Origin of the sequence: Chitinophaga filiformis (assembly GCF_023100805.1) — a bacterium.
Classification (GTDB): Bacteria; Bacteroidota; Bacteroidia; order Chitinophagales; family Chitinophagaceae; genus Chitinophaga; species Chitinophaga filiformis_B.
Genome location: NZ_CP095855.1, coordinates 8,088,300 through 8,101,411 on the forward strand (window position 1 = coordinate 8,088,300; position 13,112 = coordinate 8,101,411).

Genomic DNA, 13,112 nt, shown 5'->3' on the forward strand with positions numbered 1-13,112 from the left:
CTTATTATTTTGTAACGGGCACCTGGAACTGGTAATCAATTTCTTTCAAAACCTTACCATCTTGATCCTTAATAACTTTTAATCTTCCTAATCCATCATATAGATATGACTGGAATTCATTCTTCGCATTACACTCTCCTATAATGCCGTAGAGTGGCTGATATGTATATGTATGCATTGTCGCATCCACAGGACACAACCTCAATTCGTCTATTAGCGCGGTACCCTGAACAGTTACAGATGTTGTTCCGGCAGATAACAAATGTTCAAAATAAAACCATCCATTCCTCGCAGCCTTTTGTACGCCGGTTGAACCATTTACCGTAGCAGCAGCACTCTTACTCCAATAGGAAATTTTATACGCTTTACCGGATGTCAACCCATTTTTTGATACAGGTCCTGTTGATAAATTATACACTTTACCACCGGATAATGCTGTAACATCGGAAGCCGGTATGCCTGTGTAAACCCAGTTTCCCTTACCATCTTCATCAAACCCAGTATAGGCAATTTCACTTTCCAATGCGTTTACAGCTTCCGCAATAACGTAATTACCCCTATATCCGTATATATACGCATGTTTTACATCGCCAACTTTACTTTGTTCATTTAAGTAGCCTTTAGACGTATATTGACTAAATGATATCAGGTCTTTAAAAAGATAAGTATCCCTATTGAATAATGCCGGATTAAATGCTCCAACAGAAGAAGAAGCTATTGTCTCTGCAGAGCTGAAGGCTCCGATACCCGAACTCCTTATTCCTGACGAATGTTGTATATATAGATTTATATACCCACCCGTAAGATATCTCATCGTACCTTTTGTCTTCCAATTTTCAACCGCTATCTCTTTTGAGTACATATTCTGTGCCTTCATTGCAACTGCGACAGGATTCGTGTACTCATAGGGATAAGTAACTATTTTCTCCAGTTTCTCACCAAGGCTGTTAGCCATTGTCACACTTTTAATATTAAACGCCGTGTCATAAAAATAATCTGTCTGAACCTGAAAGATTTGGCCATTAGCATACTCAGTCGCAATGTTTCTTTTCAAGTCTTTTCTTCCGGCACCAGGAGTGAAAGTCTTTGCCAAATAATAATATGGTTGAGTAACCTTAGTCCAATCAAACGAAGGTGCATTTACTTCGTACATAACAGGTCCCAACGCAATACAGGTAAAATTAAGCAAGCGCTGCGTACTATAATGGTAATTATCAATTGTTGTTATGTACTCGTTTTCAGTCTTCTTTAAGAGTGTCTCATTTTTATCATATATCAATTCTTTCTCCAATTGTCCAAAACTCCAATTGAAGTACTCAGGGGAGGTAAACGGGAACACATTATATCCTGCCAGCCCTCCCGGAGCATAGGAAGTAAAATATCTGTCGATATGCCCATTATTCTGCCCATTGTTTACTTGCTTTTCAACCACCCTACTATAAATAACCGGACTACCGTTGATACAAGCTAATGTCTGGGTCGGAGAGCTGACACGCACTATTGCATTCGAAATGCCGTTGCCATTATAAATAACATATGGGGCGTTCTGACTTTGGGTGTTATACCAATGATATTCATAATATACTGGATATTCGTATATAGGCAATACACCCAATGAACCAGAACTTTTCGCACTATTTTCCTGTGTATATTGGTATTCTTTTGCTATGGCAGGTGTAACACGTATTCCGTCATATGTTTTCACGGACTTAACTCTTACTCCTCCTATATACAGATGCTTAACAACCGTTTTAATGGTATCCGGATTCTGATTGCGAATTTCAGTCCAGCTCATCGTCATATAGTTGTCGTAACTCATACCCTCTGTATAAACATACCAGGTATAGTTTCCTTTCGCCAGATTAGCAAGTGAAAATGAGTAATCTTTGTAATTATACGACCCATCATTGTTTATAGTTTGCGTAGTAACAACTTGGTTAGATGCATTCTTTATCTGCACTATGAAATTACAGGCTCCAGTGCAATCCCCAGACTGGAAAACATTAACATTAAATATGGTTGTGCTTCCAGCATCGCCGTTAAAAATAAATGGCTCGGCGGAAGGCGCACTGCTACTGCAGTAAACCGACATATTAAAATTCTTCTGTTTTATATACGTTACTGTGGAATCGGTCAAACGAGGATCTTCAGAGGAGTTCGCTTCCATCTCGAAATCGCTGTAACCACCTGTTGGATAGGTCATTCTTTTCAAAGTTCCTATTTTGACTCTCGCAGTATCAGTGTCGCGCTTACCACCTTGCAATATAATCCCGGTCGGAGGGTACTGATACGTGGGCAGCAAATCATTACCGGGATTGGTATTGTAAAACCCCCAGTGATCCTGATTATTATCTAGTCTTGATGGTAAAACGCCAAGATAATCAAAAGAATAGCCCTTTTCTTCTCCTACCGAACTGTAAGGAGATACTCTTCTAAGGGTCAGTCTGTTTATAGAGTAGTCGTGATATAAATTGTATCCCCGTGTAAAAGTACCATCACTAATACTTATTTGTTTCAGACGGACAAGCCCTTCACTAAACTGCATATCTTGTCTAATTCCAGTATCATAGCTAAAGGCGATATTGACACCATCCGGGAATGCGATCTTTTTAATACGCTGTCCATTCGTGATAACAGATGAGTAAGATGTTTCACGGTCTTTTGATGGAAATCCAGGAAGTCCATAAGTCATCGTAACAAATCTCCCGGTGGTATACTTTGTATACTCTGGCTCGTATTCAAGGATAATACTATCCCTGGACGAAGGCGAAATAATCTTTGTTAAATACCAAGAGGATGTCCACATATGGTAATTCTGCGCAGTACCATTATCGCTGAATTCTACCGCATCAAAAATATATTTAACTCCACTTTCATCAGTCAACGTAAACTTTCCAATCATTTCTGATGCGATTCCATTAACGATCACACCCTGCTGCTTTTCAACCTTCAATTTATTTGAGGTCAACATCAAAAAATCATTATTCTTGCCGTACACAAACTGGCCACTTCTACCAGCAAAATTGAAGCTAAATATATCATTCTGGCCATCTGCGTTGTGGCTGGCGATATAATTAAAATAACTGGAAGTCGTACCATAGCCCTCACGTTTATTGCCTTCAGCTTCATTTAACACCACCATTGAATTCATGAATCCAAATACCCCTGCTTCATCATAAATGTCTCTCACTGTACGGGTAATAGCCCCACCTGCTCCCAACGCCCATCCACTTCCTACATTCGATGCAACTTCATCCACTTTAATACCACCAGCGTGATAATCCAGACTGACATCCAACTTCAGCGTGTTATCTATGTTTTTATAACTATATATAGGCACTGTAATCTGAGGAATGCCAGTAGCCGGTCCTATCTGAATATCACCAAATTTCCCCAAGGCCGCCGCGTTAGGGCTAGGGGGCGTTATATTCATTAGTGCCGGCTGGTCTGTCGGGCTTTGCGCTACAGCACAGCCCATACCTAGAAAAAAACATAATATTCCCAATTTAAGCTTTCGATTATTCTTTTTCATTTAGTCTTTATATACTCAATTATTAATTGGTTTCCATTCCTTTAGTACACACTATCCCAACAAATAACTATGTAGCCCAACACTGGTGGAAGAGGACTACCTGTCAGATGAATGGTCGCTGGGAGCACTTTCGTTATGGTTTTACTCATCATTATTGTTTCCTAACCAAGGAATAACAATTCGTTATTCTTTTGAATAAGTTTGCGGGTTCATTATAATCCACCCTAAGAAGTACATGTTACAAATTGAACACCGAACAATAGTTCATTTTCGCGTCGTAAGCTTTTTTGGGATAATAACAACATTTAGAATCCAGCAAGCATAACCACGCCTTTTCACGACAAGACGCCCTCATCGCTCGGGGTTATCTAACCCGCAAAACTATTTATAGGTCAAAAATTATAATGTATCTATAATGCTGACATCACACTTTGTAAAGTAGAAATCCACAGATGGCTGAGGCATCATAGCATAATCACTCAAAGCCACTTATCAATAATTATTTGTTCAATAGGTTAAACATTTATCAAGATTGAAGGATAGGCTCAAACAAAATAAACCAACTGGCATAGAGAACAATCGCAAATTTCATTCAAAGACAAAAGTGCTCATTTTCAGTCAAAAAACACATACCACTATCGTGCTATCAAACTATATGTTTTTAAAAATTCAGAAATCTTTTCAAAGAAAATCCTCGCCTACGCACTCTAATTGCGTATTCGTTTAAACTTTGCTTTTCCTTACATTTTGTGACAACCTATATCACTCATTTTACCTCCGATCTTAATATTCCATAAATCACGAATGCCGCCTCACCCCTAAGGACAAGACGGCATTCGCTATCGTTTATGGAACCGCATTGAGATCAATGCGAGCTTAAGTACGTTAGTTTGGATAACCAGGATTCTGTGCCAGGTTGGTATTGTTGGCCCGCTGGTTCTGAGGTATCGCGAATAATGTTCTGAAGTCTTCGGACGCCTTGTGATCCCACCAGGTACCTGTAGTGAATTTACCCCAACGGATCAACACCTGACGGCGGTAACCTTCAAAGATGAATTCACGTCCGATTTCTGCCAGCAGTTCATCCATAGTCAATGTGCTGGTTGTATATTTATGAGCATCCCATACTTCAGGCGAGAAAGCACGCTGACGTACAGTATTCACCAGATCTACAGCTTCCTGTGTGGCGGAACCACCATTCTTACGCATCAACGCTTCTGCTTTTGCGAAGTATACCCATGATAAACGGTACACAGCCCAGTCAGTACTTCTGTAGTGTGGATCTTTGTCCGATCCGAGCTTGTATTTATTGAAACGTACACCACTGTTCTCTTCCCCTTCTGTCATATTGGAAACTGTGCTTCCAATTTTATTTTTGCGGATGTTGTCTACAAATACCAATTGCTGACCATCATATTCGTTGCCGGTAGTAATAACAGGTATGGTGTCTGCGCTGCCATAAACCCATTGCGGTCCTTCCAGTATCCATTGCTTTTTGCGTTTGTCGGCTGCATCGAATGTGGTGTATACACCAGGAATAACAACAACCCCGTCATTACCATTACGATCGTTTCCATTGATCTTACCCTGTACAAAATGATAGAAATCGCCGGTCCATGATGGAGTAAAGTCAGAGATCTGAAAATCATAGGCAATGGAGAAAATGTTCTCCTTAGCAATATTGCTGTTATCCGGAGCATAAGTGTCGATCAGGTTAGTATCAAGTGCCAACGCACCATTTACACCGCCAGCACCACCTTGAATCAGCTGATCAGCGGCTGCAATACAATCGTCCCAACGAGCAGTACCAGACCATTTTTCTGCGTTCAGGTATAATTCCACCAGCATCGCATAAGCACCTTCTTTAGACATACGTCCCAACAATGCTTTAGACAAATGAGGCGCTTTATCGATGTTGTCCTTGATCTCCTTTTCAACAAATTCAAACACTTCTTTACGCGTGGCTGTAGCAGGACTTGTTGGCTCCCCTACTTTAGTGATGATAGGCACATTACCCCAGAGGTCCATAATGCGGAGATAATGGAAAGCACGCAATAATCTCAGTTCGGAAGTATACCCGTCCTTTTCTGCCTGTGTTAAGCCCATGGCGCCGGCATCACGCTTCTCTATATTCTCAATTGCGGTAGTACAAAAACCAGTTCCCATCCATACTAACCGCCAGCAATCCCTTATTGGACCATCATCAACGGTCCATGTATGATAATGCAGGCGGATCCAGTTACCACCATCGTAACCGTGACGACCTTTCTGAGGCCAGGCCAGTTGGTCGGCCGACAGTTCACTCAGTCTCCACCAGCCATTTTGCCCTGAAGGAGTGATCCAGGCATTGGCATGTGTATATGGTCTTAATACGGCAGATACTACTTCATTTTTATTATTGTAGAATTCATCGGTAGCTATCTGGTCATATAAATTCTCAGATAAATCGGTACAGCTGTTTGCAAACACCGGCAACAAGGCCAGGGCTGTATATGTAGCTATTTTTCGAAATTGTTTCATTCCTGATGTTTTAATTTTTTTTAGAAACCTACATTAAGACCGAACATGAATGATCTTGTGCTCATGTAAGGAGTACGGTTGTCACTGTTGTTCAAAGCATCAATACCTGGGTTCAGGCCTGTGTCTTTAATGAAGTCAGGATCATTACCGGAATATCCTGTAATAGTAGCCAGGTTACCGCCGGTAAAGTAGATCCTCATGTTCCGGATGTATTTGTTGCCCTTAAAGGGAACATTGTAGCCCAGCGTTACCTCATCCAGTTTCATATAACCACCGTTCTCAATGTAATAGCTGGAATACTGATAACCATCTTTCAGTGCAGCGTGTTTGGTAAATGCAGAGTGCAATACGTTGTTGGGCAGCTGTTTCTTTGTACCATAGAACATCTCCATGGTGTTCAGTACCTGATATCCCATGCGGCCGCGCATAAATACACGCAAGTCCCAGTTCTTATATTTGAAGCTGTTGGTCACAGACAGGTAATACTTAGGAATAGCGTTACCGATCACAGCAAAGTCTGTTTCACTATTCAATTGATCAGCAGATGCTTTTGTCCCATCCTTTTTGTAGAATTGCCACAGGCCATCCTGTGTCAGACCAGCAAAACGTTTACCATAGAAATTGCCAAGCTTACCACCTTCGTAGGTGCGGATAGCGTTACCCAATGCTCCAAATCCACCTATAGCGCCATATTCTTTGAACGTTGCCTTGTATAGGCTGTTGGAAAATTTTTCAAGTTTCGTTGTGGCAGTGCTGAAAGCCACATCGGTTGTCCAGCGGAAATCTTTCATATCAACGTTTGTGGAGTTGATAGTGATCTCAAAACCATTGGACTTCAGTGTACCCACGTTTGCATAAACGTTATCTGTTACGAAGGGAGGCAACTGAGCAGTAAATGATTCCAGTACATCTGAAGTCTTGCGTGTAAATACATCAACAGAACCGGTTAAACGGCCTCTGAGGAAACCATAATCTACACCGACATTCAACTCTGCTTTTTTCTCCCATTTAAGATCAGGATTAGGGTTCTTGTTAGGACCATATGTCTGACGCCATACACCGTCCGGGTTGATATAGTTACCACCGGTGCCCATTGTTACCAGGGAGCTGTAGTTATTGATACCTGAGTTACCTGTTACACCATAACCAGCCCTCAATTTTAACTGATCGATGAATGTTACATCACTCATGAAAGACTCTTCTTTCATATTCCAACCAGCGGAAATAGCCGGGAAGTTTCCCCATTTGTTATTGGCCCCAAAGCGGGAAGAACCTTCGCGGCGCAGTATGGCAGACAACATATATTTTGTGCCGAATGCATAGTTCACTCTTCCGAAGAATGCGATAAGGGTATTATCATTTTTATAGCTACCCATACCTGCTTTACCAAGTTTCAACTGGTTACCGGCGTTCAGGTTATTCTCTTCGAACCTATCATTCACAAAGCCGTAGTTATTAGCATTGAAGCCCTGATATACCTCATAACGGTAGCTATAACCACCGATCGCGGTAATGTTATGCTTATTATTGATACTGATGTTATATTCTACAGTTGGCTCTAAAGCATACTTATTAGACATCTCATTGTTCTGGGAAGCGTAACCGGTACCCTGGTAGCTTTCTTTGGATAACTCTGAGGCAAGATCAGCATAAGCTCCGTCGGTCCAGCTATCACGTTGCAGGGAACCGAACAGGGAGGCTTTCAACCCTTTGATAAGATCCAGTGTTAGTTTGGCGTCGCCGGAAGTAGTCTGTTGCTGGCGCATGTTGGTCTGTTGGTACAGGCGGGCCAGTTCATTGGTGCTGGTCGTTTCGAAGTACCAGGAACCATCTGCATTATAAGGAGAATAAGTAGGCTGGAATGCATAATAGCCTGCCAGGTTACCACCATCTGTCAAACGGTTAGCTTTATTGAAGTTGGTAGCTAAATTGATCTGAGTAGTTAAACGGTCATTCAGTCCTTTTGAGACAATATTCAGACGGCCACCATACTGACGGCGCGCATTCTCTTTCAGTATACCTTCCAGGTTCTGGTAGTACATACTTGCGCGGTAGGTTGAGTTTTCATTCCCTCCGGATACCGCGAGGTTATGATATTGAGAAAGATTGCCATGGTCTACCAGCAAGTCCACGAAATCCGTTCTGTGCCCTTTATCTTCCGCGATGATTTCTCCGCTTGCAATTTTAGCCGCAAATTCATCAGCACTTAAGAAATCCGGCCTGCGTTGTACATATTCTTTACGGAAGTATGTATTATAATCAACCCGTGCCGGACCTTTCTTACCACGTTTTGTCGTAACCAGGATCACACCACCATTGGCCTGCGTACCATATATCGCGGCAGCAGAGCCATCTTTCAGTACAGAGATTGATTCGATATCATCCTGTTGCAACAGGTCAAGATTACCATTCGGAATACCATCGATCACGACAAGGGGTTGTTGTGTTCCTGTCAATGAAGTAACACCGCGTAACTGAATAGCCACACCGGTATTCGGGTTGGTACCTCCCAGGCGGCTGATCTGCAGACCGGCCACTTTACCCTGTACCAGGTCGAGCGCATTACGTGCACCACTCTGTCTGAAATCTTCAGCAGTGATAGAAGTAACAGCAGAAGTAACTTCTGATTTTTTCTGTGTACCATATCCTACTACCACAACATCTTTCAATGCAGTAACGTCTGCGGACAGGCTGGCATTTGTTGTACCGGAAGCAGCGATAGGCAGTTCCTCCTTCTTGTAACCAACAAACGTGAAAATTAACGTGGTAGCACCCTGTGGTACTTCCAGTTTATACGTTCCGTCGGGACCTGTTTGTGTTCCTTTAGCGGATCCTTTAACCTGTACGGTAACACCAGGTAAAGGTGCATTGCCCGGCGTCTCTGTGACTTTACCGGAGATAGTTCGGGATTGTGAAAAAGCTACCAGCGATAGGAGTAGCATCCATAGGCTGTGTAGAGATACCCGAGAAAGAAATGAGAATCCTCTCTTCATATACTTAAATTTTGGTATTAGGCAAACTGTTACGACAATAAGACCCTGTTACGCTCCCTGCCTTTGCAGCGGAGGTTTAAATGTTGAGACAATAAACTCCCATCACGCTCACTGCACCTGCAGCAAGGTTTAAATGTTACGGCAATAAATTCCCATTACACCCGCTGTGTTTACAGCGGGGTTTAAATATTGCGACAATAAAGTCCCGTTACGCTCCGCCGCATCTGCAGCGAGGTTTAAATGTTACGGTGATAAAGTCTTTATTACCCTCCCTGCACGCGCAGCGGAGGCTTAAGTAGTAATCCCCAAACAAAATCAGGAGGTTGTGCCTGCTTTTGTTTCCGGCGATTCTGGTTTAAATAAGCAAAAGGCTTTTTGTAAATGAATAATTAGTTCAATAGTTCGATAACGTCAGCTCCGGACAAATTACGCCCGCATATAGCGTATCTGTCCCCTTTTTTTCATTACGTTTATAACTCCTGGATGGCTTCCTCTACATATACAGATTAGTAAAATCGATTTAGCAATCTGAAGTAAAAATAGAGAACTTTTTAACAAAGTAAAATGGAAACAGGGGGTTTTGAATTGCGTTAACAATGTTTAATGTTCATTAACAATTAATGTATTATGCAGTAGGGCCGCAGCGCTCAAATGAAAATCTGTCAACCATTTTATCATGTATGGAATGTGCGTAGTTCCTGACAGGTTGCTTTACATGGCCGATAGTCGACCGATGCTATGAATTAACAAGCATCTTCACTGTCACCAGCAACTGGCCGGTGTGCCGCATGGTATGTTCAGCCGCATGAAACAATAAGCCCATCACCGTAGAAGGCAATTGCTTCCTGCCTACGCCCCGGAACGCTGTCAGGCTGCCTTCATCTATAATCTTCAAAGTCGCAACAGCAGCCACTACCTGCGCATCCAATACAGCCAGCAGGCTATTGACCGTCACGCCGGGGGCCTGTTTGCCTTCTTCCGCCAGGTAGTCCAGTTGTGTGGCTGACAAGGCTTCTCCTGCTGCATAGGTAAATAACCTGTCCAGCACTCCGGCAATGTGCTGCAGGTGGAATCCCGCTGAGGCTACTCCGGCAGGTTGCTGCCACAGTAATGTTTCGGGGAAATGTTCCATCAGGGCATGTATCTCTTCCTGCGCCTGCAAGAGCGTATGCGCCACTGGCTGCAGCAAGGCGGGTACTCCTGCTACCGGTCCCCGCATCCATACTTCAGGTTGTTTCATCATAACATCAGTTTATAAACCAGTATCAGCGCTTAGTTCCTTTTTAACTTCAGCACCACATGTTTAATATTCTCACGATTGTATGTATAAGTAATATGTAAGCGACCGTCTTTCGTCTGGATAACAGCAGGATAACTAAACTCTCCCTTAGGCTGTTTCACCAGCTCATACACGTCGTTCCAGTGTTCTCCATCTTTTGATACTGCTACCCGCAGCTCATTCCTTCCCAGCCACCAGTCCTTACCTGCTATTGCCGGGTTGTATACCAGCACCTGCAGCCCTTTCCGGGTAGTCACCGCATCAATGCCGGAATTGGGATTCATGAGTTCCTGCCTGCTCAGCGGCGACCAGGTCTGCCCGTTATCGTCGGACCAGGTCTGGACAATCACATTCTGACGGCTCCTGCATAGCATTTGCAGGCGATTTCCCGGATGAAACAGTATGGAAGGCTGTATCACCCCAAATGTATCACAATCTATCGCTATCCGCCTCCAATTATGTCCTGTGCTGTCTGACAGCTCCACATGTATATGCCATTGCTTTTCATCCAGGCTCTCCGTACTGGAAGGGTGGAGAATAGTACCATCCGCCAGTTGTACCGGTTTATTTTTAATCGGCCCGAGTATGCCGTCCGGCAGTCGTTCGGCGGCAGACCAGGTACGGCCATTGTCGGTGCTGGATTGCATAAGTCCCCACCATTCACGGGGATTGGGCCCTACTTTATAGAATAAAAGGATCCTGCCGCTGCGGGTGGTAAGTAATACCGGGTTCCAGGCGGCATAGCGGGCAGCATCATTCACGATGCCGGTAGCAACGATCACCGGCGTAGACCACTTTCCCTTCCGGAACCGGGATGTATAGATGGAAACATCGGGCGCGCTTTCCCTGCTACCGCCAAACCAGGCCGCCAGCAGCTCCCCTCCCGGTAGTTCTGTAATGGTGGAGGCATGAGCCGCAGGTACAGGCGGGTGCTGCATGATAAATTCATCTTTTACCAATACTGCTTTCTGCTGCGCCGCTGCCTGCAGTAACGAGCCTATCGCCAGCCCGGCTGCGAGAAGATATCTTTTCATTGTACTGTGCTATAAAATTGACAAGGCCACAAAGATAACAATGTCTGCCATTGTTAGCTTTGTGGCCTTGCCCCCCATCTAAATTATAATTCTTAAAGCCTGTCTGTTATTCTTTCATCCAGAAAATTTTTGCGTCACGTTTATCTTTTGCCCTCATAGCGTCATCATAGCTGCTGTTATAAGCCACCTCACTTGCAGGATAAAGGAACCTGGTAGGAGGCAGTTCGTAACCAACCCTTCCTGACGGTAGGGTGTATACCTGCGGATAACCGGTGCGGCGCCATTCTGCCCATGCCTGTCTTGCCTGCAGCACGTTGAAGTGCAGCCACTTCTGCGTCCATATTTTTGCGAGCTTCGTATTGGAATCACCCGAATAAGCAATGGAAGGCTGCGTCAGGAACTGACTAATTGTGATCGACGACGGCATTGTTAACCCTTCACGGTTGTTAGGGTTCTGACTATACAGGAAATACATGAATGCGATGGCCTGGCGAACACCCAGTTCGTAACTGCCCTGTGCGGTACCACCTGTCAGGCCCCAGCGTTCGAATGCTTCGGCCTTCAGGAAGTTTACTTCAGAAGCAGATATGTAAATACCAGGCAGCTTACCATTGGTCAGGTAAGTAGTGGAGTCATATGTTGCAAAGTAAGAAATGCTATCACCCTGGAGAATTGCTGTGTTAGGCATCGCAACGTATTCTTTGTTTGGTTTACCCTCTTTGGTGGTGTTCTTGTCAAACATAAACGGAATACGTGGGTCATTTGCCGGTTTCATTACTGTGTTCAGCATATAGTCCGGTGCAATCTGGCCCCTGATCTCGGTGAATGAGTTCATAGGCGTATTGCTGTAGTTTGTCAGCTGATACAATAATATATCCGTACTTGCCGGGCTATAGTTATCACCTACTCCATCTCCGTCCACCAGTGGATATAAGATCGGATTAGCGAGAATTTCCTGTACCTCTGTTCTTGCTCTTGCTTCATCAACCATAGAAATGCGCATCAGGTAGCGCAGACGGATTGAATTCACATAACGGCGCCATTTATCGATACTTCCTCTCATGAGATAGTCCTGCGCGGTGAAAGATGCACTTGCAATGGCATTCGGAGTTGTACCGGTAAACCAGTCAGCGACATCCTTCAATCCTATCAGCACAGTGTCATAAAGTGCCTTCTGATCCTGGAATTTTGCATTTGATATGGTGTTGCTCATATCCAGTGATCCTGCCTCAGTAAAAGGGATATCTCCAAACATATCGATCATCTGTGCTGTCTGGTCAAGTAACAATGCCTTGCCTGCCATCATGAAGATCTGAAAGTTAGGACGCTCATCGAGCGGCAGGTTACTGTAAAGACGTTGCATAGTGCGATACTGGGCCACAATACCATTACCGGTATTATAGTTCAGATCACTTCCCTGGTTACTTGGCGTATAATAATCATTCCAGAGATCCTGTACAGGTCCCGCAGGCTGCACATATCTTTCCTCTTTATTGTCTATCGTAGCTGTCTGACAGAATGCAGCCAGCATTGGTAAAGCAATGGTACGCATTTCCGTATAGTTCGGTCTTGCGCGGTTATTATCCTCTATGGATGAGAAGAGTTTCTCAATAGTAGGATTAGTTGTTTTGTCAGGGTCTACGTAGTAATCATCGAGCTGGCTTTTACAACCCACCATACCAATGGCGAGGGCAGCAAAACAACTTATATTTATTAATGTTTTTTTCATAATCATAACTGTTTGTAGCAAGTCA

General features: G+C 43.7%; 6 protein-coding genes. All 6 read right to left on the minus strand.

All coding sequences use genetic code 11. The annotated features are described in order from the left end of the window. Positions 1–4 precede the first annotated feature (4 nt). The gene (locus tag MYF79_RS31760; RefSeq protein WP_247811827.1) at positions 5–3,532 is read right to left on the minus strand and encodes a hypothetical protein; all 3,528 of its coding nucleotides are present in this window, start codon (positions 3,530–3,532) and stop codon (positions 5–7) included. 885 nt (positions 3,533–4,417) lie between these two features. Beyond that, positions 4,418–6,052, minus strand: coding sequence for a RagB/SusD family nutrient uptake outer membrane protein (locus tag MYF79_RS31765; RefSeq protein ID WP_247811828.1), 1,635 nt, complete (start codon positions 6,050–6,052; stop codon positions 4,418–4,420). A gap of 20 nt (positions 6,053–6,072) precedes the next feature. Beyond that, positions 6,073–8,994, minus strand: a complete 2,922-nt coding sequence (locus MYF79_RS31770; protein WP_247811829.1) for a SusC/RagA family TonB-linked outer membrane protein — start codon at positions 8,992–8,994, stop codon at positions 6,073–6,075. Between the two features lie 787 nt (positions 8,995–9,781). Beyond that, on the minus strand, positions 9,782–10,288 hold the full coding sequence (locus MYF79_RS31775; RefSeq protein ID WP_247811830.1) for a DinB family protein: 507 nt from the start codon (positions 10,286–10,288) through the stop codon (positions 9,782–9,784). A gap of 29 nt (positions 10,289–10,317) precedes the next feature. Further along, on the minus strand, positions 10,318–11,358 hold the full coding sequence (locus tag MYF79_RS31780) for a sialidase family protein (RefSeq protein WP_247811831.1): 1,041 nt from the start codon (positions 11,356–11,358) through the stop codon (positions 10,318–10,320). Between the two features lie 106 nt (positions 11,359–11,464). Then, on the minus strand, positions 11,465–13,087 hold the full coding sequence (locus MYF79_RS31785) for a SusD/RagB family nutrient-binding outer membrane lipoprotein (RefSeq protein WP_247811832.1): 1,623 nt from the start codon (positions 13,085–13,087) through the stop codon (positions 11,465–11,467). Positions 13,088–13,112 lie beyond the last annotated feature (25 nt).

Excerpts from the sequence above, each read along its gene's own strand:
- MYF79_RS31770 (WP_247811829.1), bottom strand. The coding sequence starts at position 8,994 with ATGCTACTCCTATCGCTGGTAGCTTTTTCACAATCCCGAACTATCTCC.
- MYF79_RS31780 (WP_247811831.1), bottom strand. The coding sequence starts at position 11,358 with ATGAAAAGATATCTTCTCGCAGCCGGGCTGGCGATAGGCTCGTTACTG.
- MYF79_RS31785 (WP_247811832.1), bottom strand. The coding sequence starts at position 13,087 with ATGAAAAAAACATTAATAAATATAAGTTGTTTTGCTGCCCTCGCCATT.
- MYF79_RS31775 (WP_247811830.1), bottom strand. The coding sequence starts at position 10,288 with ATGATGAAACAACCTGAAGTATGGATGCGGGGACCGGTAGCAGGAGTA.
- MYF79_RS31760 (WP_247811827.1), bottom strand. The coding sequence starts at position 3,532 with ATGAAAAAGAATAATCGAAAGCTTAAATTGGGAATATTATGTTTTTTT.
- MYF79_RS31765 (WP_247811828.1), bottom strand. The coding sequence starts at position 6,052 with ATGAAACAATTTCGAAAAATAGCTACATATACAGCCCTGGCCTTGTTG.